23 protein-coding genes are annotated in these 24,278 nt (G+C 59.5%); 9 read left to right on the forward strand and 14 right to left on the reverse strand.

Going from position 1 to position 24,278, the window contains the following annotated elements:
• Positions 1-100: 100 nt before the first annotated feature.
• From ABRP98_RS01615 to ABRP98_RS01635, 5 genes are all read right to left on the reverse strand, one after another.
• Entirely contained in the window at positions 101-3,280 is a 3,180-nt protein-coding gene (locus ABRP98_RS01615) for an ATP-dependent helicase (RefSeq protein ID WP_349857147.1), read from the reverse strand.
• Positions 3,273-6,380, reverse strand: a complete 3,108-nt coding sequence (locus tag ABRP98_RS01620; RefSeq protein WP_349857194.1) for an ATP-dependent helicase — start codon at positions 6,378-6,380, stop codon at positions 3,273-3,275. The genes ABRP98_RS01615 and ABRP98_RS01620 overlap by 8 nt, the downstream gene beginning before the upstream one ends.
• Positions 6,381-6,412: 32 nt before the next feature.
• Entirely contained in the window at positions 6,413-7,201 is a 789-nt protein-coding gene (locus tag ABRP98_RS01625) for a hypothetical protein (protein WP_349857148.1), read from the reverse strand.
• A 10-nt stretch (positions 7,202-7,211) separates the two neighbouring features.
• Positions 7,212-8,165 (reverse strand): DUF3152 domain-containing protein, encoded by a 954-nt coding sequence (locus tag ABRP98_RS01630; protein WP_349857149.1) that lies wholly within the window; start codon positions 8,163-8,165, stop codon positions 7,212-7,214.
• Positions 8,166-8,230: 65 nt separating this feature from the next.
• Positions 8,231-8,455, reverse strand: a complete 225-nt coding sequence (locus ABRP98_RS01635) for a DUF3107 domain-containing protein (protein WP_239269424.1) — start codon at positions 8,453-8,455, stop codon at positions 8,231-8,233.
• 74 nt (positions 8,456-8,529) lie between these two features.
• Between ABRP98_RS01635 and ABRP98_RS01640 the strand changes: the two genes are divergently transcribed.
• Positions 8,530-9,870, forward strand: a complete 1,341-nt coding sequence (locus ABRP98_RS01640; RefSeq protein WP_284849899.1) for a DEAD/DEAH box helicase — start codon at positions 8,530-8,532, stop codon at positions 9,868-9,870.
• Positions 9,867-11,105, forward strand: coding sequence for an Rv3212 family protein (locus ABRP98_RS01645; RefSeq protein ID WP_349857150.1), 1,239 nt, complete (start codon positions 9,867-9,869; stop codon positions 11,103-11,105). Before ABRP98_RS01640 ends, ABRP98_RS01645 begins: the two co-directional genes overlap by 4 nt.
• 35 nt (positions 11,106-11,140) lie before the next feature.
• Here the strand turns inward: ABRP98_RS01645 and ABRP98_RS01650 are convergent, their stop codons facing one another.
• Positions 11,141-11,620, reverse strand: a complete 480-nt coding sequence (locus ABRP98_RS01650) for a membrane protein (protein WP_034658073.1) — start codon at positions 11,618-11,620, stop codon at positions 11,141-11,143.
• A gap of 517 nt (positions 11,621-12,137) precedes the next feature.
• Here ABRP98_RS01650 and ABRP98_RS01655 point away from each other — a divergent pair.
• From ABRP98_RS01655 to ABRP98_RS01660, 3 genes are all read left to right on the forward strand, one after another.
• Positions 12,138-12,398, forward strand: coding sequence for a WhiB family transcriptional regulator (locus ABRP98_RS01655; protein WP_005277545.1), 261 nt, complete (start codon positions 12,138-12,140; stop codon positions 12,396-12,398).
• Between the two features lie 104 nt (positions 12,399-12,502).
• Positions 12,503-12,577, forward strand: coding sequence for a 50S ribosomal protein bL37 (locus ABRP98_RS11780; protein WP_369707509.1), 75 nt, complete (start codon positions 12,503-12,505; stop codon positions 12,575-12,577).
• Positions 12,578-13,310: 733 nt separating this feature from the next.
• On the forward strand, positions 13,311-13,760 hold the full coding sequence (locus ABRP98_RS01660; RefSeq protein ID WP_349857151.1) for a hypothetical protein: 450 nt from the start codon (positions 13,311-13,313) through the stop codon (positions 13,758-13,760).
• Positions 13,761-14,115: 355 nt separating this feature from the next.
• On the opposite strand, the gene ABRP98_RS01665 is transcribed toward ABRP98_RS01660, so the two are convergent.
• A complete protein-coding gene (locus ABRP98_RS01665; protein ID WP_239269419.1) occupies positions 14,116-14,388 on the reverse strand; it encodes an anti-sigma factor in 273 nt (90 codons plus the stop codon).
• Positions 14,388-14,990: a sigma-70 family RNA polymerase sigma factor gene (locus ABRP98_RS01670; RefSeq protein WP_239269418.1), complete on the reverse strand. Its 603-nt coding sequence runs from the start codon at positions 14,988-14,990 to the stop codon at positions 14,388-14,390. The genes ABRP98_RS01665 and ABRP98_RS01670 overlap by 1 nt, the downstream gene beginning before the upstream one ends.
• Before the next feature lie 36 nt (positions 14,991-15,026).
• On the opposite strand from ABRP98_RS01670, the gene ybaK reads away from it, so the two are divergent.
• Entirely contained in the window at positions 15,027-15,530 is a 504-nt protein-coding gene (gene ybaK, locus ABRP98_RS01675) for a Cys-tRNA(Pro) deacylase (RefSeq protein ID WP_349836724.1), read from the forward strand.
• Here the strand turns inward: ybaK and ABRP98_RS01680 are convergent.
• The gene (locus ABRP98_RS01680; RefSeq protein ID WP_349857152.1) at positions 15,516-16,163 is read right to left on the reverse strand and encodes an SOS response-associated peptidase; all 648 of its coding nucleotides are present in this window, start codon (positions 16,161-16,163) and stop codon (positions 15,516-15,518) included. The genes ybaK and ABRP98_RS01680 overlap by 15 nt on opposite strands.
• Here ABRP98_RS01680 and aroA point away from each other — a divergent pair.
• A complete protein-coding gene (aroA, locus tag ABRP98_RS01685) occupies positions 16,162-17,463 on the forward strand; it encodes a 3-phosphoshikimate 1-carboxyvinyltransferase (protein WP_349857153.1) in 1,302 nt (433 codons plus the stop codon). The two genes, ABRP98_RS01680 and aroA, sit on opposite strands and share 2 nt — an antisense overlap.
• Complete coding sequence (gene rsgA, locus ABRP98_RS01690; protein WP_284770018.1) at positions 17,456-18,490, forward strand: ribosome small subunit-dependent GTPase A; 1,035 nt, start codon at positions 17,456-17,458, stop codon at positions 18,488-18,490. The genes aroA and rsgA overlap by 8 nt, the downstream gene beginning before the upstream one ends.
• A 6-nt stretch (positions 18,491-18,496) precedes the next feature.
• Here rsgA and ABRP98_RS01695 read toward each other — a convergent pair whose 3' ends face one another.
• Positions 18,497-19,012, reverse strand: coding sequence for a DUF6912 family protein (locus ABRP98_RS01695; RefSeq protein ID WP_502878776.1), 516 nt, complete (start codon positions 19,010-19,012; stop codon positions 18,497-18,499).
• Positions 19,012-19,422, reverse strand: a complete 411-nt coding sequence (locus tag ABRP98_RS01700; RefSeq protein WP_284781755.1) for an HAD-IA family hydrolase — start codon at positions 19,420-19,422, stop codon at positions 19,012-19,014. The genes ABRP98_RS01695 and ABRP98_RS01700 overlap by 1 nt, the downstream gene beginning before the upstream one ends.
• A 177-nt stretch (positions 19,423-19,599) precedes the next feature.
• Between ABRP98_RS01700 and ABRP98_RS01705 the strand changes: the two genes are divergently transcribed.
• Positions 19,600-19,983 carry a hypothetical protein gene (locus tag ABRP98_RS01705; RefSeq protein ID WP_349857154.1) on the forward strand — a complete coding sequence of 128 codons (384 nt, stop codon included), beginning with the start codon at positions 19,600-19,602 and terminating at the stop codon, positions 19,981-19,983.
• 79 nt (positions 19,984-20,062) lie between these two features.
• Here ABRP98_RS01705 and secA read toward each other — a convergent pair whose 3' ends face one another.
• From secA to ABRP98_RS01720, 3 genes are all read right to left on the reverse strand, one after another.
• Entirely contained in the window at positions 20,063-22,648 is a 2,586-nt protein-coding gene (gene secA / locus ABRP98_RS01710; RefSeq protein WP_349857155.1) for a preprotein translocase subunit SecA, read from the reverse strand.
• 237 nt (positions 22,649-22,885) lie between these two features.
• On the reverse strand, positions 22,886-23,530 hold the full coding sequence (gene hpf / locus ABRP98_RS01715) for a ribosome hibernation-promoting factor, HPF/YfiA family (protein WP_023025625.1): 645 nt from the start codon (positions 23,528-23,530) through the stop codon (positions 22,886-22,888).
• A gap of 136 nt (positions 23,531-23,666) precedes the next feature.
• Complete coding sequence (locus ABRP98_RS01720) at positions 23,667-24,107, reverse strand: ComF family protein (protein WP_284853447.1); 441 nt, start codon at positions 24,105-24,107, stop codon at positions 23,667-23,669.
• Positions 24,108-24,278 lie beyond the last annotated feature (171 nt).

Genomic DNA, 24,278 nt, shown 5'->3' on the forward strand with positions numbered 1-24,278 from the left:
TGGCCCAGCCTTCTTTTCTGGATCGATTTTTCATTCCGCCGGTTATACGGGGACGCAACTTATCCACTCATCGTCCGCATTCCGTCCCCATACCTTAGCCCTAGTGGCCTGCTACTGACGATTCAAGCAGGCTACGCAGCTGCTCACCTTGGGCTAAAGTATCTGGCTCAAAAGTATAACCATCGTGAACGTAATGGAAAGCCGCGCGGATTTTATCGCCGCCGTGGATGCGCCGCCAGGCTTCGACGTAGACCGCCAACTGGATCTTCGCCGCTTCCATAGCCGCCCCCTTCGGTGGCCGGCCAGTCTTCCAATCCACCACCATCCACGTGCCATCTGCCAAGCGGAAGACGGCATCCATTCGCCCGCGCACCACCGCGCTGCCGATGGTGATTTCGAACGGCGCCTCCACAAAGTCCGGCTGGCGCTCCGCCCACTCGGAATTCAGGAAGGATTCCTTCAGCTCTTCTAGGTCGAAGTCCTCCGGCTCATCGATGCCCGGCAATTCCTCTTCTCCTAGCAGCGCGGGGCTGCCAAAGCGCTCTTCCAGCCATGCGTGGAAGGCGGTGCCCCGCTTGGCATAAGAATTGGGCTTAAACGGCACCGGGCGGCGTTGCCGGCGCGCAAACTGTAGCGGATCACTGCCCAAGGCCACCATGTCAGAGGCGGTCAGCTCGCTGGGAAGTTCTACATCCACTACCGGTTGTTGCAGAGACTTGTATTCCTCAATGAGCGCGCCCGCATCCTGTTCCCACAACTCGAAGGTCTCGCCGTGGCTTAACTCAGGAAGGTCCTCCATGGCCGCTAGCACCGCATCCGCTCCAGCCAGGGAATCCGGATCGGCTTCAAGGGCCGGGAAGAGCCCGCTTTCTGCCGCATTAGCCGACGTTTCCACCGGCTCTTCGGGCACCGTCCACTCCCCCACGTACTGAGGGAAGGATTCTTTTAGCCTTTCGAGGTATTCATACGGGCCCTTCTTGGCTTTGCCCGACCGGTTATTAGTACCGGAGCCGGTAACGGTCAACGTGGACTCGGTTCTGGTCAAGGCCACATAAAACAGGCGAGCCGCTTCCTCCGCGTTATGCGCGCGGTCATCATCCAAGAATGCCTTGCAGGCCTTCTCGAATTCGGAGCGAGTGACCGCATCTGGTGAGACCTCGATGTAGTCATTGTCACCGGGTACCTTTTCGATCTTGGACAAAAAGGTCTCTGCCTGTGCCTTATAGCTCGAAGAATCAGCGTGCACGACATAGACGTGCTCCCACTCCAAGCCCTTGGCTTTATGCACGGTCATGATTTGTACGCGATCCGTGGAAGCAGGCACTTCCCCAAGCCCAAGGCCATCTTCATGTTCGCGGGCGAGCTCCAAATAATCTAGGAGCGCATACAAGGAATCCCCGTGGAATCCGGCGACGATATCGGCGAATTTATCCAGGTGGGTGGCTCCCCCGGCGCTGCCGCGGGCAAGAACCTCGGTACGGATATTGAAGATGGCCTCGATGTCAGCGAAGAGATCGCTTAAAGGCTTGGATAGCGAGTAGTTACGCAGGTAGCGCAGCTTGGCAGATACCTCTTCCATACGCGCCAAGCCCTGCGGGGTATAGCGATCGCGCTCGCCGAGGTCTGCCAGGGCATCGGCAAGCCCCACCGTCTGATCTGGGCCCTCGGCCGTAAGCTGCGCCAATTGGGCGCGCAGATACTCCTCTGGATCCATGCCCTCTTCCCATTGCAGGCGCTCTTGCTTCGCCCCCGCCAAGTTGTTTTGCCGCGCGGCAAGGGCTTGGATATCGCCCATGCCCAGCCCGCAAATGGGCCCGGCGAAAATGCGGAGGGCCGCTTGAGCATCTTCCGGCCGCACCAACATGGTTGCCAGCGCTACGAGGTCCTGGATTTCCGGTTGCCACAGCAATCCACCTAGACCATTGATTTCATTGGGCACATCGACGGCATCCAGGGCAGCTGCAATGGCTGCGGTTTGCCGGTTGGTACGCACCAATACCGCTGCGCGAAAACCATCGCCCTCGCGTGCATCCCACTGCTGCCTTAATTCCTGAGCAATATAATCGTGTTCCTCGTCCTCGCTGGCGAAATAGCCCAGCTCAATCTCGCCTTCGCCCTTGTGCGGGGCCGCATGCAGCTCATCGACGGGCCGCGGGCCGCCCGCAAAGACCCCGGCCGCCACCGAGTTAGCCAGCTCCAAGGCACCCGAAGGGTTGCGCCACGAGGTAGTGAGCTGATCCTTGGGAGCAGGGGCGCCATCTTTCTGCGGGAAATCTTCCACAAACGCGGTGAGGTTTTCTGAGGTAGCCCCACGCCAGCCATAAATGGCCTGCATGGGATCGCCCACCGCGGTCACGGAAACGTCTTTCTGCTCCCCGCCAAAAAGGCTGCGCAGGAGTACGCGCTGGGCATAAGACGTATCTTGATATTCATCCAGCATGACCACTCGGTAGCGCTGCGCCTGTTGCTTGCCCACCGCCGGGTGCTCTTGCGCAAGGCGCGCTGCCACAGACATCTGCTCGCCAAAGGTGATGACCTGCTGCTCTGCCTGCGCGCGCTTGAGTTCCTCGATTAACGGCACGTACTGCACGCGCAGATCCTGGACATTGATGTACTTCTGCAGGTCCTTGGAATACTCGCCCTTCGTCCTCGGCGCCTTTTCCAGGTTGTCAATATCGGCGCGGAAATCCCGTGCGAACTCGGCAATATCATCCGGATCCTTCAAGGAATTGTCCATATCGGAAGTGATCTTGAGCAGGGTTTCCGTGATGGAACCCAAGGTCTTTTCATCCGATAATTTACCGCCGTAGTTTTTCACCACGTCATAGGCAATGGCAAAGCGCTCCGCCTCCGTGATAATTCGCGCCGAGGGCTCGACCGGGACCAAAAGGCCGTATTCGCGCACGAGCTCGCCGGCATACGAGTCATAGGTGGCCACGGTGGGTGCGATATTGGTAAGTGCCTCTGCGGCAGGGCTACCGGGGACGATGAGGCCGGAATCGCGCAGCTGAATCAGTTGGCGGCGAATGCGCTGTTCTAGTTGCTGGGCCGCCTTGCGCGTAAAGGTTAGCCCCAGTACTTCTTCTGGGCGCACGTAGCCATTGGCCACCAAATAGACCACGCGGGAGGCCATGGTTTCCGTCTTACCTGCACCCGCGCCGGCCACCACGAGCTTGGGGCCAAAAGGACCCTCGATGACGTGGGCTTGTTCCTCAGTAGGTGGGTAATCCTTGCCCAGTGCTTGGGCTATTTCTTCCGGGGAAAAATTCTGCTTAGGCATGGATGGTCATCTTTCCTTCCTCCTGCACCGGGCAGATGGTACGAATGGGGCACTTATCGCAATCTTTATTGGTGCGCGCGGTAAGTTGCGGACCACGCAGTTCCGCTGCCAGTGGTGGCAAAAGTGCGGAAAATTCTTCCAGCGCCTCTGCGGTGAGCTGGCTTTGTGTGCGCGTGGTGATTTTGCTGGAATCTTTTCCGGGATAGACAAGAACTCCGCCTGCGCGCGGCATCCCTTCGCCATCGCGCACGCGCTGCCCGTCAAAGCTTCCCCGGGACAAGGCCAATTGGTAGGTCATTAGCTGGCGGTTTTCTTCCGCCTCTGCCTGCGTCGCTGCAGATTTACCGGTCTTGAGATCCACGACCAGGTAATTTCCGTCTCCATCCTGCATCAAGCGGTCCATGAAGCCGCCAACCCGGATATCCGGGGCGACCTCGACGTAGACGGGTACTTCTACCCCGGCGAGTTCATTTTTGACCTCGGATTGCTGTGCCCATTGCTGCGTGCGCTCCAGCAGGCGGGAGAATTCTTCCAGCTTGCTCTGTAGTTGCCACTGCGGAACGTCCAGGATGAGCTCATAGGCCTCCATGACGATCAGGCGGGCCTTTTCCGCATCCATGCCGCGGCCGATGGCCTCCAAGAAGGCGTGTGCCATGGTGCCGCGCAAGAGGTGCTCGGCGCCGCTGGGATCTTCGGCCAAGTTTCCCACAATCGCCTTGAGCGGGCAGTTGAGCAGGGCTTCGACCCGGGATGGCGATAGGCTCTTGCTACCGCGCAGCTGCGTATGCGATGCCACAGAGCGCGCGGAGAACCACTGGTCTGGGTGGGCGCCAGGGATGCCCGCCTGCGCTAAACGCGCCAGCTGCCGGGCTGCTTGGCGCCGCTCCGCCTCGCCGGAATCTGGGTTCGTGACCACGCGGCGCAATTGCGCCACGAAGGAAGGTACAGACAGCACCGATATATCGAGGGGATCGACCTCGAGTCCATCGCGCAGGGACACCGGTGCCGGCTCGGGAACATCCAAGCCCAGCTCGCGGGGGAATTGGGTGGCGCGCAAGGCGCGGCTGGCTTCCCGGCGCGCCATTGTCCCGGGCACATCTACCCCGCGCCCGGTAAATTCCGCGATGAAGCGGGAAGGTTCTGCAAAGGCATCCTCGTTGGGATTTTCCACCGCAGCGATGAGTAACCGGTTCCGGTGGCGCGTGGTGGCGACGTGGAAGAGCCGGCGCTCTTCGGCCAGACGGGAGGCAATGTGGCTAACAGGGGTATCAGGCTCAATATCGCGGTCCAGGAGATCGATGAGATCTTCTTGGCCAAAAATGGACCCGGTCTCCCCCAGCGAGGGCCACGCGCCTTCTTGTGCTCCTACGACGATGACGGTATCCCATTCGCGGCCGACGGCGCCGTGGGCGGTGATGATCTCCACGGCCTGCGGGATGGCGGTACGGCGGTCGCGCACGCCGGTGGGCAGTTCTTGTTCGGTGATGTGAGTTAAAAAGGACTGCAGCGAGGAGCCGGGTCGGCGCTCGGAGTAATCACCGGCAGCATCAAAAAGCGCCATCATGGCATCGAGGTCACGATCCGCCTGCGAGCCGGTGGCGCCGCCGCGCAAGGCGGATGCCTGCAGGCGCATATCCAGCTCGGTAGCGCTCCATACCTCCCACAGGATTTCTTCCACAGAAGCCTGGGCTTGCACGGCCTGCCTGCCCGCGGAAAGTACTGCGCGCACGCGCTCTAGGATGGAAAATTCGCGTTCGGTGAGTTGCCCGTTGAAGTCCGGCAGCTCGCCCTGCAAGAGCTCGCGCAGGCTATCCATGCCGCGCGCATCGGGCGCCCACCGGCGCAGACCGCGAATCAGGCGGCGCAGGGTGACGGGATCCGCCCCGCCCACGGGCCCGGTAAGCAATTCCTCAAGCTCTGCATTGCTGAGGTCTTCCTCCAACGCGCGCAGGGCAAGGAGCATGGCGGATACCAGGCGCTGTTCTGCCAAAATCACGTCGGTCGGGCTGATATGCACGGGTACCCCGGCGGCCAGCAAGGTGCGGCGCATCTGGCCAATATCCGCCGTCGAGCGCACGATGACGGCGATATCGCGCCACTGCACGCCATCGTCCAAATGGCGGCGGCGCACGGTATCGGCCACCACATCGCGCAGGCGGCCCTCAGAATCCACGATGGAAACGCAGGCCGGGGATCCGCTGCGGTGCGGCTGCGAAAGCTCCACGGAGTGTTCCGCGGGAAATTCCTCAAGGAATTGCGAATTCGCACCGCGGAAGGCAAAGACAGATTGGTCCGCATCGCCGCCAATGACCAGCAATTGTGCATCGGGGGCCAAGCGGAATATGAGCTTGCCCGCGGTGGGATCCAATAGCTGGGCGTCATCGACCACGATGGTGTGCCACGGGTGCGAACTCGTAAGTTCTGGGCGCAGCAAGACTTGGTTGACTAGCTCGGCTGCGGAATATGAATGCGCCCCGGATAGGGCTTGGACGCGTTCGTATTCGCGCAAGAACGTACCGGCGGCAACCCACATTCCGCGGCCGTACTTCGCACCGAGGCTCTCCAAATCCGCGGGGCTTAAGCCACGTTCGATGGAGCGCAAAAGAAAATCGCGCAATTGGCGGGCAAAGCCTACATACTCTAGGGCGGGGCGAACTTCCTCCGGCCAGTCGCCGTGGCCGGATTCAGCGTGGCCTTCGAGCAATTCCCGGATAACGGCATCTTGTTCCGCGCCAGTAATAAGGCGCAATTCCTCGTCGCTTGCACTGCGCAGAAGGGCAAAGGCCAAGGAGTGGATGGAGCGGACCATAGAGGATTGTGCCGCATAATCTTCGAGGCGCTCTGAAAGCTCGCGGCGTAGGCGGGCGCCGGATTCCTTGGAGGCGGCAACCACGAGGATGCCGGAGGGATCTGCCCCCGTCTCCTGGGCGCGGTCGAGGGCATGAATGACGGTATCGATAAGAAAACTGGATACGCCGGTTCCAGCGGTGCCGGTTACCTTCCAGGTACCGGTTTCCGGCAGCTCAACGGGCCAGGAACGAGCGTGTGCGGACGGGGTGCGGGCGATGAGTCGTACCTCTGGCGACGGCGGTAGGACCACTCCCGCGCGGGCGGTGGAATGGGGATTGTAAGTCACCGCCCCAGTATCGCAGATGCCCTATACACAAGAAACTGTTCCACCCGCTCAATATTAGAACGAACATTCGATCGTGACCGCGGATTCAGATCATTGATATGCCGGCGATAGGACACCGCCCGCAGCAAAAGCTCCTGCATGCCTGGCACGTGGCCAAACCGCTGGCAAATATCATCATCTACCACTTGCGCGATCAAACCGTCCACGATCACGAGCGCGGCGCTCCACCCGGCTGGGCGCGCGGATTGACTCGGCACGAGATCCACGATTCCCGGTGGGTGCGCGCCATAAAAGACCGTGGTGGTCAGCAGGGCGGTATGGGCGGTGACCAAGGGGACATCGGCAAGCGCGGCCTTATCGTAGGCCTCCCCCGTCTCCGCCCAGGCGGTGCGCTCCGCGCGGGCGAAGGCATCATCGCGGTGCGTACCCGGAGGTGCTGGTGCATTAGCCATGGCATCGTCCAAGCGCAAGGCCGTCTGCGCCGCTTCATCGATACGCCCGGTGACCTCGCCGGGAAGGAACTGCGTCGCCTTCCACCCGGCCGCGGTATGGCGCCCGTCGCTCGCGAGAACCGGCCGCGATACCCGCGCGCCCGGTACGCTGAGCTTTTCGCGCACCTTGGCAGACCACGCCGCGAAGGGGCCGGCCTGGGAGTAGACCACATCGCCCACCTTGATGCCGTTATCCCATACTGGGCCCAGCTGATCGCCTTGGGCCCGGCGCGACCCTGTCGCACCGGTTTCTGCGTGGAAGGCGCTTAATACATGCTCTGGGGGAAGCGGCATCCAGTACTCCTTATTGGGGTTGGTGGGGATCCTTTTGCTCCGGATTGGGATATGGCCACGGGTTAGGCTCGCAGGTCACATCCTCATCAGGATAGACCTCTTTGGGATTGCGGTCATGCAATTTTTTATTGTTCAAACTCAGCGTCTGCTGCATCATTACCGGGGCCAATTTGCCCTCGCCGCCGCACTGCTGGTGGGAGACATAGCCAATGGCGTGGCCCAATTCGTGGTTGATGACGTACTGGCGGTAATTGCCCAAATCGCCCTCAAAGGGCGTGGCTCCGCGCACCCACCGCGCCTCATTAATGATGGTGGTGGATTCGCCGGTAAACATGGTGTGGCAGGAGGTTTCCGTCTCGATCTTCTCTCCACACCGCTCCGCGGCCGTGCCCAGAGAGGTCAGCTGGATGCGGGTATCGGGATCGTCTGCGGAGGCAACGTGCTCGAATTCGAAATCACCTTGGGCAGTCCACCCGCGTGGATCCGCAAGGGTTGCCTCCACCATTGCGGCAAAGGCATCATCACCGCCGTAGGGGGCGGTATTAAGTCCATCTTCTACCTCGATGGAATAGCGCACCTTCTTCTCGCCGCCCTCACCGGCTACAGCGCCGGGGCGGCCGATTCCGTGGAAAGTGCCCTTGCCCTTTTTAGTGAAGTCACTTCCAGGGGGCATCTCACTAATCTCGCGCTCTACCGCCTCCGCGTTTGCGGGGTCCGGGCCCGTGAGATCCTCGTGAGTAGGGGTGGCGGCAGCGGTGGTCTCCGCGCTGGATGCATCGCCGTTGTCATCGGCCGAAGAGCCGGACGCGATATCCACAACCACCCAGACGGTAAGCAGCACCATCACTGGGATAGCCACCACACGCCACCAGCCGTAGCGGCGGGCGAACCGAACCACCGGGTTCGGGTGATCCGGAATTCGCCCATGGCTCTGCTGAGCCTTGCGATTCTGCCTACTTTCCATAGGCATTGAGGGTACCCGGTTGCCTATTCAAAACTGAATTAGCAAACCTTTAAAAGGCCCCAGGCTTAAGCGCCGGCGAATCCGACGGACTGCTTCTTAGCGGCGCCAACCTCGACGTACACCACGCGGTCCGTGCGCACGAGGTACTTGCGACCCTTGTCATCTTCTAGCTCCAACGTGGAGTTTTCCGCCAGGGCGCTATTAATCTTTTGCGTCAGCTCCGCCTGCTCGCCACTGGTGCTAATAATCAGCTCGCGCGGGGTATCTGCAAAACCAAACTTGATATCCATAAAAAGTATCCTCCTTTAACGAGAGTTTTACATGACAATGGCCCCACTATAACCATCCCGGCTACTATCAAGGTGTGTCTGTCATAAAACCCCAGCCACCGACCTTCGCGGAACTCGGCGTCGCCGCCGAAATCTGCGATGGGCTCGCTGACCGTGGCATCGCGCGAACCTTTGCAATCCAGGAATTAACCCTGCCCATTGCGCTCAATGGCCAAGACCTCATTGGCCAGGCGCGCACCGGCATGGGCAAGACCTTTGGCTTTGGTGTGCCGCTGCTCGATCGCGTTTTTGATGACGCGGATATTGCCCCACTGGATGGGACGCCGCGGGCACTTATCGTCGTGCCCACCCGCGAGCTCGCCCAGCAGGTCACCGCGGATCTGCAGGACGCGGCCGCGCACCTGCCTGTCCGCCTCGCCTCCATCTACGGCGGGCGCCCCTACGAGGAGCAGATTAAGCTCCTCCAGCGCGGCGTTGATGTGGTCATCGGCACGCCAGGCCGCCTGCTCGATCTGCACGAGCGCGGCGATCTGGTTCTGCGCCACGTCGCTATCGTGGTGCTCGATGAGGCCGATGAGATGCTGGACCTGGGCTTTTTGCCCTCCATAGAGGCCATTTTGGAAGCGCTCGATGGCAATGCGCACCAAACAATGCTGTTTTCTGCCACCATGCCGGGCGCCATTTTGAACTTATCGCGGCAGTTCATGAATAAGCCCGTACACATCCGGGCCGAATCGGAGGCGGATGAAGTCACGCACGAAACCACCCGCAAGGTCACCTTCCAAGCCCACCGCATGGATAAGGTGCCGGTCATCGCACATATCCTGCAGGCCCAGGGCCGGGGTCGCAGCATAATCTTTACCCGCACCAAACGCTCGGCGGCGCAATTGGCCGATGACCTTGCTGAGCGCGGCTTCCGCGTCGGCGCCGTGCATGGTGACTTGGGGCAAAAGTCCCGGGAAAAGTCCCTGCAGGCCTTCCGCTCGGGCGAGGTGGACATCCTCGTCGCCACCGATATCGCCGCGCGTGGCATCGACGTCGACGATGTCACCCACGTCATCAACTACCAAGTTCCCGATGATCCCATGACGTTTATCCACCGCATCGGGCGCACTGGCCGCGCTGGGCATACCGGCACCGCCGTTACCCTCGTGGGCTACGATGAGCTGGCCAAATGGCAGGTCATCAACGATGAGCTAGGCCTAGATTCGGCCACGCCGCCGCAGTGGTTTTCCACCTCCCCGGAGCTTGCCCAGGCGCTGTCCATCCCCGCTGGCGTGCAGGAAAAGGTGGGGCCTGCCACCAGCGTGATTGGCCAACTTCCGGCGCATAAGCGGTCCGCGGGACAAGCCCAATCGCGGTCCCGGGGCGGGTCTCGGCGCGGTAATGGCACGCCCCGAGGAGGGCGCCGATGACTAAGGCCCCCATCTTGCGGGCAACCGCGGCGGATTGGAAGGCCACCGGCATCATCGGCGCTATCTGCGCCATCGCGGTGGGCGGCGCGGTCGCCACCGCCAATATCCACCAGGCGGACCTGCACCAAGAGGCGGTTCCTGGGGAAGGCGATGCCGCTGTGCTTGCCGATGTCCCCTCCACCCTCACCACTGCCTACAGCCTTCCCAACCAGCCCGTACCCGGCCAATACCGCGCCATTTCCGCCCACGGGTTGAGCATTAGCCACGATGGCGATGTGCTCACTGCCACCAATGCCGATGGCTCCACGGCCTGGACCTATACCCGCAGCGATGCCGAACTCTGCTCGCTATCGACTGCCTGGGGCAAGGTGGTTGCCACCTATCGCACGGGCGTGGGCTGCGGGGATACGGTGGCCATCAACGCCGCGACGGGCGAATATGACTCCACCCGCAGCGCTATCAATTCCCCTGACGTTATACCTGTGCAATCCAATGACCGGGCAGGGACCGTTTCTGCCGGGCGAATCGATCTATGGCGCTCAGATCTCGTGCGTACCGTGGAATACGGCGACGTAGAGGCCAAGCAGGAGGCGCAGAAGCAACCGCACGAGGAGTGCACCATTTCTTCGGCGCTCACGCGTACCGAGAACCTCGCACTGACGGAATCGTGCCCTGAGGAACCTCACACCACCTGGTTAAGGTTTCAAACCACCACCCCGGAGGACTCCCGGGAACCAGAAATGGATGCCGATGTCTCCGTCGATCGCGATGGAGCGCGGCTTATCGCGGTGGGCCAAGACGCCGCCGCGGTCTATATCCCCGGCCCAGAACCCCGCATTGAGTCCTATAACAACGAGGGCGAAAAGCTTTCTTCTACCCCCGTAAAGCCTTCCGACGCCATCGATTCCGACACAAGCCCTTTCGCCCCGGCCGTTGCGGATCTCCCGCACCATATGACGTGGTTTGATGGGCAGCGCCTCTACCTTTTAACCCCCAGTGATTTGCGGATCGATCACGTCATTGACGGCGCCATCGGCACCCCGATTTCAGTGGCTGGGCGCATGCTGATGCCCACCGAAAAGGGCATAGCTGTCGTGGACTGGTCTACCGGTAAGGTACTGCGCGAAATTGCCGTCGACCGCGGTGGCTACCGCGGTCCTGTCCACCTCACGTTAGCGGGCGAGACCATTGTAGAAACCCGCGGCGATACCATCGTTGGCCTCAGCAGCGACTAAGCGAGTGCCACTCGTGGCCCCTGCGCGAGTGGCCCTTAAAAATTCGAGGCGGCCCACTCCGAGGACTCGCGTCTAAACATCAAGAGATAAAGCACCGCGACCGCGCTTAACAGGGTGATAGTCCCCAGTACCGGTGATCCACCGCTATACATTTGAAACGCGCTCGCACCCAAGATGAGCTCTACGAGGACCACGGCGCCTCTTCCCCATCGCTTTCCTTTCACCATGGCCCAGGAGCCTGCGATGACAAACCCAAAGACAATGAAGATAAAGATGGCGGTGCCAAGCCCCACAAAGCTTCCCGAACCGGAATCAGAAACCATCGAGTCATTTTCCGCGCCCACCGCTTCGCGCACGATGAGGAATATGCCAAAACAAATAACCGCGATGGATTGCACCGTGGCAATGCCTGCGCCTATAAGCACCGACTGCGGGGCACTATCCGGTGCTGCCGCTGGCGCTGCCGACTTATCTCGCTGCTGCTTATTTACGTGGCGTTTGTTCTGCTTAGACACAAATCCCCAGTCTACTAATGCGGCGCGGATTTTTTCTGTGCCACCCACGGCGGGGCCTCGATGTTGCCTGCAGTAGCGCGGGGGCAGAGGGCTGAACTGGGAGATTTGACGGTCTCTTCCTCACCACACTCACCACATAGCACCTATAGCTGCAGCTCACAGCGATTCTCACAGGATTCTTTAAAATTTGATTTTGGCATTTATGGCCCCCGCACCGCGCCTATTCACGTGATGTTAACCACAATTTAGCCTGTACCCCTAGCGGCGATCGGGTAAACATGTCATGATTCTCTAGTAGCAAAAAGAAAGAGGGCGTAAACCTCTTCTTAACCTGGAGGAAACTTCAGGTAACAACACCGTGAACCATAGGCGGCGGCGACGCTGGCCCGACCTCGAGACCGGGCCCCACTGCTAGCAGACCAGTTCACACACCACCTAAAAATCAAGGTGCTTTCCTGCCCCGCACGGATTGCGCTCGTATTTACTGCTGTCAAAAATTTGTTAGGAGATATCAATCATGGATTGGCGCCACGAAGCCGTTTGCCGCGACGAAGACCCAGAGCTGTTCTTCCCAGTAGGCAACTCCGGCCCTGCCCTTACCCAGATCGCTAAGGCCAAGCTGGTCTGCAACCGCTGCCCCGTCGCTTCTTCCTGCCTCAACTGGGCACTCGAGTCTGGCCTCGACGCCGGCGTCTGGGGCGGCCTGTCTGAAGAGGAGCGCCGCGCCCTCAAGCGTCGCCGCAACCGCGGCCGCGGCCGTTCCCGCGTTTCCGCCTAAAAGCGCGGACCCGGGGAACCTAACCCCCGCCCCAATTTTCGTTTCGGCGCCCTTAGCCGCTACAGTTGAATAAAGTTCAGAAACCCTCAACGAAGGAGTGCGCAATGAGCAAGCGTGGTCGCAAGCGCAAGGATCGCCGCAAGAAGGCCGCTAATCACGGCAAGCGTCCTGGCGCATAACGTACAGCACATATTAAAAGCCCGGTTTCGTACCAGTTCACCTTAAGAACTCGTACGGCCGGGTTTTTAATCTTTCTATTAGAAATCCGACTCTCGGAGCAGTAGCGACCAGGGCGCTCATTTTGAGTTGGTACTACTGGTCCATATCGGGACATCGGTCATAGCTTCCCCGAAGTGCACTAATTGAACTCATTTCGTGGTTTCCTTTTGCCGGCTTCCGTTAGCAGGTATAGCGATCGGCGATGGTGACCCCTGTTACATATGGGTGCCCATCGTCCGTAAGCTGTTCGCCTCAACTACCTCCTCAAGGCGAAAGACACTTGACGACGACGAGTATGCAGGACTAGCCCGAGACTCCCCGTGCAAACTGGTAGTAGCCGGAACCCGCACAAACATCGCTCCTCACTACGCCCAAATTGATGGAGTAGAGACATACTAAATCTTGCTGACACCAGAAACCGATTTAGGCGCATAATTATCCTCGGGGCAGCGATTCTCGCCTTCTTCACTTCGACAACGTCTCTGCTGCACCCCACAGAGCCGAATCTTGAATCCTCAGGACACAACAGCCAAATCTTCCTTGTAGAAAAGTGAATGCTGGAATACACTCAATCGTCTAAGAAGACAGCAAAACTGGGGACTGGGCTATATCCGCAACCTGCTTTTCGACAAGACTTTAAATCAATATTCAGGGGCTTGGGTTATACGCCCTGCATAGCCCGACAGGAACCTAATGTGGCTTGACGGATATCATCAACAATTCGGAAATAGGCTGGAAGACTTCCTTTCAACAACAGTCCCCACGACACTTGCAGAGTTGACGCCTCTTCAGCGCAAGCAGGTCACCGATGGCACAAAAGAGTTTCCCTTCGAGATCGTACTCGAAATCTTAAACTCTAAACACAGCTATGAAGAGAAAGTATCCCGCATCCTCGCTATCAACGACACATGGATGAATGCGATGTCAGGGAGTCAGTGGGCACTTGGCCCTTTAAATAGCACGGCCTACTCCGAAAGAGTCGGCATAGGCATCAGATGGGGCGAGATCGCTTTTTCACCGTTGCTAAACATCGCAGAAAACCTTATCGATACGTATCCCATCTGGCCGGGCGTACTCATGGAATTTGCTCACATGCAAGAAGACAATCGTGATTACTACCGCCAGCGAATTCAGAAAAACTAGCGCTGGTACCACCAGAGAGGTACCAGCCCCAAAAACAGAACCCGTTCTTCAACTATTCGCAGGATGCGTATTTACCAGTCGGGGCCGGACATGACCCCAGAAAATGGACACGTCAGGGCTAGGCCCCTACTATTTGCCTATCCACTCGCATTACGCCCCAGGGCGTGTGGGTAGGGTTTGACTCGCGGGTTGACCGCTGCGAGTGCGATCCTATGGAAAATTTTTTCTACAGCACCGCTTCGGCAGAGGGCGCCTGACGGTAAGTATGCTTGCTTCTGAACTGGATGAGAAAACACGGCAGTACGAACTGCCCCGACTTTTGTTGCGAGACGTTCGCAGCTCTGAAGGGCGCTTCTTACCAGCGGGATTCGATCTCCGTAATTTCTATCGAGATGCGGCGGCGCAACGATTGCGGTGCCTTAGCTTGGCCGGCACAGCAATTGCGCACGAGGGAGCGGACGAGTTCTTCGCGCTCTAGGCGTTGCTGGCAAAAATCACATTGGGCAATGTGCTCGCGGATGGCTAAAGCGCGGGCGTAGGTCGTGGATTCATCGAGAAGCTCGCAAAATAGGTTGTGTACCTCAGTGGAGCTACACGCGCCACAGTTCTTTCCGGTTGCGCCTTCCATTACTTCTCCTCCATGTCCGGGTGTTCTAATCCAATTCCTTGTTCACGTGCTACGTCCTTCAACGCCTTCCGGAGCATTTTTCTTCCACGGTGCAGGCGAGACATCACCGTTCCCAATGGAGTATCCATGATTTCGGCGATTTCCTTGTACGCTAAGCCCTCCACATCGGAGTAGTAAACCACCATCCGGTAATCCTCCGGCAGGTCATTAATGGCCTGCGAAATGGACCTATCTGGCATCTCTTTAAGCGCTGCCACCTCGGCGGATTCCAAGCCGGTGGAATCGTGCCCTGCGGTGGTATAGAGCTGAAAATCACTCAGATCATCGGCAGAAGACTCGGTAGGACGCCGCTTCGCCTTGCGATAGGAGTTGATGTAGTTATTGGTCATGATGCGATAAAGCCATGCCTTCAGATTCGTTCCCTGCTTAAAGGAATGGAAGGACTTATAGGCCTTCAGATAGGTCTCTTGCACCAAGTCTTCCGCATCTTGCGGGTTTCGCGTCATGCGCAGCGCGCCGCCATAGAGCTGATCGAGCAGCGGGAGCGCTTCCTTTTCAAAGCGGCGCTGCAGCTCCTTCTCGCTCACTGTTTCTTTAACCACACAATCTATCCTAACGTCTCACGCTAAAATTCCTATATGGCCAAAAAGTCCCCGCATGCCGCTACCCCGGCCCTGAAAGTCATCGAAGATGCCGGAGTCAAACACTCCATATCCACCTTTGAAGCGGGCAAGGACCACTTCGGTGACCACGCCGCGGCGGCCTTAGACGTAGAACCCGAGCGCGTGCTGAAAACGCTCATTATTGATCTCACCGCGGGCAAAGGCCCGCGCCGCGAGCTGGCGGTGTGCGTGATTCCCACCACGCACCATTTAAGCCTCAAGAAGGCGGCGGCCGCCCTTGGCGTATCTAAGGCCGCCATGGCGCAGGTGCACGATGCCGAGAAATCCTCAGGCTACGTGCACGGCGGCATTTCCCCGCTCGGACAAAAGAATCCGCTGCCCACGGTGATCGAGGAATCCGCGGTGCTCTTCGATACTGTCTTTATCTCCGGCGGCCGCCGCGGCTTAGATATTGAGCTCAACGCAGAAGACCTCGCGCGCTTGTGCGGGGCTAACTTTGCCGATCTACTGGCTGAGTAGCTCCGGGTAGTCATTTGAGACAGTCCCCACAGCCTTATCCACAGCGTGGTACTCAAATCCCCGCAGGCTAGTGGGCACTAGCAGCTCCTTGGCCTCGTCGGCGCTACCCTCGAGCCAGGTGCGCATCTCCTCCGACGCCAAAAATCGCGGCAACCTGTGGTGCAGCCACTCCATCTCTTCGGTAGCCGCGGTAGTCACGATGGTGGCAGAGAGCCGGTCCAACCCGGTATCCCAGAGCCCCGCGGCCCACAGCAGGCCCTGGTCTGGATGGACGTAGTACGGCGTCTTGGTAGAGCCATCCTTGTGCCACTCGTAATAGCCATTCATGGGGATAAGGCAGCGCTGGGATCTAAAGGCGGTGCGAAAAGACGGCTTGCTCGCCACCGTTTCCGCCCGGGCATTAAAAAGCGGCGGGCCATCCAAGTCTTTCTTCCACTGCGGCAAGAGCGCCCACCGCGCGGGATCGACTTCCGCTAGCTCCTCGCGCACGCGCACGATGGGAATGGGCTGGGTGGGGGCAATATTATATCGGGGCCCGGGCGTGCCCTGTGGGGCGTGGACTTCCTGGATTCCCGGGAGGTTGCCCACCTCATCGAGGAGGGACTCGGTAAAAAGAACGAATCTTCCGCACATGCCCTCTATTATGGACACTATGTCTCAACATTGGACCGCCCCGCTGGCTACCAGCCCCGTTACGGGGGAGCACCAGGTGCCAGGATCGAAGTCTATTACCAATCGGGCCTTCATCCTGGCCGCGCTGGCTGATTCCCCGTCTATCCTGCACGCCCCGCTGGTATCGCGCGATACGCAGCTGATGGAGGATGCACTCAGTGCCATGGGGGTTCGCTTTACCCATGACGGCTCCGATATCCACGTCCAGCCTGGGAAGCTGCACGGTGCCACGGTGGATTGCGGGCTGGCCGGCACGGTAATGCGTTTTGTGCCGCCGGTCGCGGCGCTAGCGGATGGCCCAGTGCGCGTCGATGGCGATAAGCAGGCCTATAACCGCCCCATGTCCACGACGCTGGATGCGCTGCGCAGCCTCGGCGTTGATGTGGAAGGAGGTAGCCTGCCCTTTACGGTGTCCTCCAACGGCGTACCAGAAGGCGGCAAGGTCACCATCGATGCTTCTGGTTCTTCCCAGTTCGTCTCCGGCCTGCTGCTCAGCGGGGCGCGCTTTTCCCAGGGCATTCAACTCACCCACGAGGGCGGCCAGCTGCCGTCCATGCCGCACGTGGAAATGACGGTGGGCATGCTGCGCCAGGCGGGCGTGCGCGTGGATTCTGACGGCACGACGTGGACGGTGCACCCCGGCCCCATTGCCGGGCGCGAATGGTTCATCGAGCCGGATCTCTCCAATGCCACGCCATTCCTCGCCGCAGCGGCGGTAACCGGCGGGCGCTTGACCATCAAGAATTGGCCGGCAAATACCACCCAGCCAGGCGATGCCATCCGGCAGATCCTGCTGGATATGGGTGTGATGGTAACCCAGGAGCACAATAGCGTGACTGCAGTGGGCAACCCGGCAGGCAAGCTGAAGGGCATCGAGCGCAATATGGGCGATATCGGTGAGCTTACCCCCACCGTTGCGGCCCTGTGCGCGCTCGCGGAAACGCCGTCCCGGCTCACGGGCATTGCCCACCTGCGCGGCCACGAGACCGACCGTTTGCAGGCGCTCGCGGCGAATATCAATGCACTGGGTGGTAGGGTCACCGAGCTTGACGATGGCCTGGTGATCGAACCCGCCGAACTCCACGGCGGCGATTGGCCGTGCTATGCCGATCACCGCATGGCCACTGCCGGCGCCATTCTGGGTTTGAAGGTCCCTGATATCCAGATTGAGGATATTTCCACCACCTCCAAGACTTTGCCCGGTTTCGCCCGCATGTGGGAGACGATGTTGCACCCCGACCAACAGGATTTACATGGCTAGACGTTTCGGTTCCTTTGATGAATCTGATGTGCGCGTGCGCCCCGGCAAGGGCTCGCGCCCGCGCACCAAGGATCGGCCCAAGCACAAAAATGCCAAATACGGCATGGTAATCACCAAGGACCGCGGGCGGTGGGGCGTTGCGCTTGATGATGGCCCCCAGGTCACCGCCATGCGCGCCCGCGAGCTGGGCCGCACCGCCATCGAGGTCGGTGACCGCGTCGGCGTGGTTGGTGATACCTCTGGTGCCAAGGACACGCTGGCGCGCATCGTCAAGCTGGCGGATCGCACCTCCGTGTTGCGCCGCACCGCCGATGACACGGATCCGTATGAGCGCATCGTGGTGGCCAATGCCGATCAATTGCTGATCGTTTCCGCCGTGGCCGATCCGCCCCCGCGATCCGGCTTTGTCGAGCGCGCCTTGATTGCCGCGTTCGTGGGCAACCTCCACCCCATCTTGTGCCTGACCAAGACGGATCTCGCAGATCCAACGCCGTTTGCAGAAGAATTCGCCGACCTAGATGTCACGGTGGTCGAAGCCGGAGTCGAGGATGGCCTAGATGCCGTGCGCGCGCAAGTAGATGGCCATATTACCGCGCTCATCGGGCATTCCGGGGTAGGCAAGTCCACGCTGGTCAACCGGCTAGTTCCAGATGCAGAAAGGGAAACGGGGGAAGTATCGGGCATCGGCAAGGGCCGGCATACCTCGACGCAATCGGTGGCCCTCCCCTTGCCCACCGACGCCCCAGGAACCGAATCTCAGGGCGGCTGGATCATCGATACGCCGGGCATTCGCTCCTTCGGGCTGGCGCATGTGGACGCGGATACCGTCCTTGGCGTTTTCGAGGACCTCGCCGCGGCTATTGAGGAGTGCCCGCGCGGCTGTACGCACGCTGGGCCACCGGCGGATCCTGAATGCGGGCTCGATGATCCAGAGGTCATTCCCGAGGGCACCGCTACCGCCCGCCGCCGCGATGCGGTACGCGGGCTACTACAAGCCCTGCGCACCAACGTGGAGTGGGAAAATTAGCGCGGCTTAGAGCAATTCCACGAGGAACGGCAGCTCCGTTGGGTGGTAGAAGGCCATGAAATTATCCAAGGCATCGCCCACCGCGAGCTCCGCATCCTCATCGCCCAGGTCCGCGGAATCGATGGCTTCGATGGCCTTGGCGGTTGCCTCTTCGGATTCTTCAATATCAACGTGAATGGCGGCGAGGTTATCGGTGCCAAATTGCGCCGGCTGAAGCTCTACCACCGGCTCGCCCATATCTGGACGCGGGGTGACTGCAGTGTCATCAACGTCGATGGAAATGACCACACGACGGTGAGGGAACTTCTCCTCGTCCCCAATGGTCAACAGGCGCAGCGAGGCCATAGAGGCCTCAAGGAAGGCGGAGTAGGCGATCTCTTCTTCATCGCCTGCGGTATAAAAATCTCGCAGGGCTGGGGTGACCATGAAACCCCATCCGGAACGCGCCGCGAGCTTTCCGGTTTCTGCGAGCTCCGCCAGCATGGCATAGGTCGCCGGAATATAGACGCGGGCTTCAGCCACTAAAATTCCCCTTCAATATCGAATACGGCTTGAATTTCTACGGACACGCGGTCGAAGCTGGTGTACAAGAAACCGATCATTCCGGCATCGACGGCGGCGCGCACGTTAAGAATCGAATCATCGACCATGACGCAATCGCTCAAGGGCAGCTCGAGGGCATCGGCAGCCGCTTGGAAGGCCGCAACCTCCGGCTTTTCCGCCCCGATTTCTCCAGACAACACCACGGCATCGACGTTGCCGCGGTATTCCCACTCGCGAATGTGCTCAGCTCCGGAACCGCCCGGGTCATTAGACAAGATAGCGGTTGCGGCACCATTTGCCTTCGCCGCAGACAGCAGAGCCTTCCAGCGGCGATTGTCCTCTTCAGCGCCATCGAGGACGCCGACATAGTCAATGATGAGACCACGCATAATTTTTAATCCTTCAGTACACGAATACTTTGTAACTCCCGAAAGTATAGCGAACTGCGCTTATATTCTCGCCCGCCTCATACAGGAAACTGCCAGAAATAGCGCGCGCAGCGCCCCCATGAGATAATTATCACGCGTTCGCCTCCCTGCCTTCTTCGCAGGAGCACTCATTTCACCATGTATGAGCCCATTCCCGGCTACTCTCATCTCAAGCTATACATCGCCCCGCACCGCATCCATTACGGCCGCCTGCCCACTACGGCAGAGGTAGCCGCCCAGCACCATATCCAAGCCTGGGTCGTCTTTATCCTTGAGGTCGCCGCCGGCTACCGCCCGCTGGCACACCTTAATTCCCCGCGCTTTTCGGATTCCATCCGCCTGCATATCGGCTCTTGGGTACACCGGCGAAAAAGCCCCTACGACACCGATGCCCTGCGCCTTACCAGCCTGCACGCACGGCCTAATGGCGAATACTTCGGTTCCGCGGTCATCGGCACGCACCGTCACGCCTTTACCGGCTCCGCCACGGACCAAGGGCTACGCTCGTTCCGGCTGCTCTAACACTAACAGCGCCCCTACCGCTTCCCCACCGCGCGAGGGAGGGGAGGAAGAGGAAGGGGCGTGATAGGACGTTGAAGCGTTATGCCTCTACGGTTTCTTGGCCTGCAGGACCAGAGCCCGAGTCACCGCCGGATTCTTGGTTTTCTTCCTGCTGCTTGAACTGCTTGCGCAGCATAAACAACTGGCGCACGGTTTCTTCCTTCACGCCTTCATTCATGGCATTGAACATATCGCCACCCTCCTTCTGGTATTCCACCAGCGGGTCGCGCTGCGCCATCGCGCGCAGGCCGATGCCCTCCTTGAGGTAGTCCATCTCATAGAGGTGCTCGCGCCACTTCTGGTCAATAATCGGCAGGATCACCATGCGCTCGGTATTGCGCATCTGCTTGTCGCCGCCGATGGCAGAAACGGCTTCCTCCAACTTGTCGTACTCCCGGTTCGCGTCGGTAACGAGGGCATCGCGCAGCTGCTCCGCAGTGAGCTCGCCTGGGGAACCGTACTCGGAGCCTTCCACGAGTTCCTCCGGGGACATCGTGGGGCCGTAGAGCGCCTCAAGGGCGTTCCAGAGTTCCTCGAGGTTCCAGTCTTCGACATAACCGGTGGCGGTAGCACCCGCGACGTAGGCAGAGACCGTGTCATCGATCATGGTGCGGATATCGTCCTTGATGTCATCGGCATCGAGGATGGAATAGCGCGTGGAGTAGACCACCTTGCGCTGCTCATTGAGCACCTCATCGTACTTCAACACGTTCTTGCGCATCTCGAAGTTTTGATTCTCCACCTGCGCCTGGGCGCCCTTAATGGAGTTCGAGACCATCTTGGCCTCGATGGGGACATCATCAGGCACGTTGAGGCGGTTCATCATGTGCTCCATAGACTGGCCGACGAACCGCACCATCAACTCATCGCGCATGGACAGGTAGAAGCGGGTCTCGCCCGGGTCACCCTGACGGCCGGTACGGCCGCGCAGCTGGTTATCAATGCGGCGAGACTCGTGGCGCTCGGTGCCCAAGACATAGAGCCCGCCCGATTCGCGCACCTCATCACCCAAGCGCTTCGAGCGCTCTTTCTCACCGTCGATCTCGGCTTCCCAGGCCTCCTGGTACTTTTCCTCATCCTCAAAGGGGTCGAGGCCGCGTTCGCGCAGCTTCTCATCGAGAATGACTTCCGGGTTACCGCCGAGCACGATATCGGTACCACGACCGGCCATGTTGGTTGCCACGGTCACGGTGCCGGGGCGGCCCGCACGGGCAATGATCTGGCCCTCTTCTTCGTGGTGCTTGGCGTTGAGCACGTTGTGCTGCACGCCGCGCTTGCTAAGCAACTGCGACAAGTATTCGGAGCGCTCCACAGAGGTGGTACCAACCAAGACCGGCTGGCCGTTTTCAACGTGCTCTGCAATATCATCAACCACCGCGGCAAATTTTGCCTCTTGCGTCTTGTAAATGCGGTCCGAGTGGTCGGTGCGCTGGTTCGGCTTATTGGTAGGAATAGGAACCACATCCAGCCCATAGATGGAATGCAGCTCCGCGGCTTCCGTTTCCGCGGTACCGGTCATGCCGGAAATTTTTTCATAGAGACGGAAGAAGTTCTGAAGGGTAACCGTCGCCAGCGTCTGGTTTTCGTTTTTGATCTCCACCTGCTCCTTGGCCTCAATGGCCTGGTGCATGCCTTCGTTATAGCGACGTCCTGCCAAAACGCGGCCGGTAAAGCCATCCACGATCATCACTTCGCCGTTGCGAACGATGTAGTCCTTATCGCGGGTAAAGAGCTCCTTGGCCTTCAACGCGTTATTGAGGTAGGAAACCAACTGGGAGTGCTCCGGCGCGTAGAGGTTATCAATGCCGAGCTGATCTTCGACGTATTCCACGCCCTCTTCCAAGACGCCGATGGTGCGCTTTTTGTGGTCCACTTCGTAGTGGATGCCCTCGCGCATGCGCGGCGCCAGCTGGGCAAAGACGCCGTAGAACTGGGAGGAGCCATCAACCGGGCCGGAGATGATGAGTGGGGTACGGGCTTCATCGATAAGAATCGAGTCCACCTCATCCACGATGCAGAAATTGTGTCCGCGCTGAACTACATCATTAAGGGTGCGCACCATGTTATCGCGTAGGTAATCAAAGCCCAGCTCATTATTGGTGCCGTAGGTGATGTCGCAGTCATAGGCTTCCTTGCGCTCTTGCGGGCGCATTTCTGCCAAGATTACGCCCACGGAAAGGCCCAACCAGCGGTGCACACGACCCATCATCTCGGCGTCGCGCTTGGCCAAGTAGTCATTGACCGTGACAATGTGTACGCCCTCGCCCTCCAAAGCGTTGAGGTAAGCGGGCAACAAGGAGGTCAGGGTCTTACCCTCACCGGTACGCATCTCTGCAACATTGCCAAAGTGCAGGGCGGCGCCGCCCATGATCTGCACGGGGTAGTGCTTTTGCCCTAGGACGCGCCAAGCGGCTTCGCGGACGGTAGCAAAAGCATCGAGCAAGATGTCGTTCTTTTCTTCGCCATCCTTGAGGCGAGTTTTGAACTCGTCAGTCTTGGCCTTTAGCTCATCGTCCGAAAGCTCCGCGTACTGATCCTCGAGTGCAATTACATCGTCTGCAATCTTGCCCAGGCGCTTGACCGTACGGCCCTCGCCCGCGCGCAGCAGCTTGGAAAGTCCAAACACTATTCGTTAGTCCTTCTTATCGCGACACATTCGTTAACTTCCCGCAATTGTACTCACGCTGCTGGCCTTGTCGCGTTCTACCCGCCCTTAAACGATAGTGATTTCACACTAAGAGCACTAAGAAAACAGATAATTCACAGCATGACAAATCCCCCTTCCCCACCTCATCGAGCAATAGCCCGATTGGTAGGAAGGGGGAATAAAGAGGTTTAGCGCTCTAGGCAGGCGCCGGAGGCTCTAGCCCTCTGCATCCTCAGACAAGGAGATGATGCCGTAGTCGAAAGCGTGGCGGCGGTAGACCACGGATGGCTTGTTGTTTTCCTCATTGACAAAGAGGAAGAAATCGTGACCAACCAGCTCCATCTCACTCAAGGCATCGTCCACGCTCATCGGGGTGGCCGGGTGTTCCTTGGTGCGCACGATCTGGCCGGGGCGAACATCCTCGACGGTCTCGGCATAAGGATCAACCAAGCGCTCTTCCTTGGCGCGCTGTGCTTCTGCCTCCGCAACCATCTCGGCGGCGATTTCGCCGGTGCCCTTCTGTGCGCGGTGGCCGCCCTTGACGTATTCACGGCGCACCTTCACCTTGCGCAGGGAGCGTTCCATCTTCCCCATCGCGGTTTCCAGCGCTGCGTAGAAGGAGTCTTCCTTAGCCTCTGCGCGGGCGATGTGGCCTTTACCGGTCGCAGTGATCTGGATGCGGTCGGACTCTGCTTCGCGGCGTGGGTTTGGCTCGTGCTGCAACTCCACGTGGAAGAAGGTCAATGTGGGATCAAGGCGTTCAATCTTGGCCAGCTTTTCATTGACGCGCTCTTGGAAGTGTTCCGGAACTTCAACGTTACGGCCCGTAATCGTTACCTGAGCATTATTTGGCTGGGACATTGAGATGCCTCCCTTTGGTAGTGGGGACTAGAAACAATCACAGTAACTGTTCCTCTGTGACACCTTTAATAATACCAGTGGTTATGACCTGATGGCATTAGGGGGTAACACCGTGCACCCTACTGTGTGATGTACCTTAAGCATCTGCGAAGGCCAATGCCCCATAGACTGTGGCGCCGGCGGCGCGTAGGGCCGCCATACTGGCCGCAAGGGTGGCGCCGGTGGTTATAACGTCATCGACAAGCAGCGCCGGCTTACCGTTCACTGGGGCGCAAACCCCCACTCGCCCCTGTAGATTCGCCCATCTATCCTGCGCATTGAGCTCAGATTGATCCTCGGTATTCGCACCCATGATAAGCGCCTCCCGCACCTGCAGGGACCGTTGCCGGCGCGCCGCACCCTGGCACACGGCCGTCACGGGATCGCCGCCGCGCCTGCGCGCAGAGCGGCGACGAGTAGGTGCCGGCACTAGGCACAGCTCGCGGGGAATCTCGCCGCGGGCAGCCAAGTGCGCCACGCCCGCGGCCACCACCGCACCGATATAATCGCGCACCTCCCTATTGCCCTGTTCCTTCATGCTGATGATGATATTTCGGCGAATGTCCGAATAGGACCCCAGGGCAAATACCGGTGCCCCGAGCAGCCGCGGGCGGCTTACCAGGTAAGGAGGCTGGCGCAGGTGCTCCCGGCACTGCGCACACAAGACATGTCCGGGCGTGCGGCACCCCGCACACGCACGCGGAAAAAT

This window comes from Corynebacterium sp. KPL2838, from assembly GCF_040225455.1.
In the GTDB taxonomy this organism is placed as follows: domain Bacteria; phylum Actinomycetota; class Actinomycetes; order Mycobacteriales; family Mycobacteriaceae; genus Corynebacterium; species Corynebacterium rhinophilum.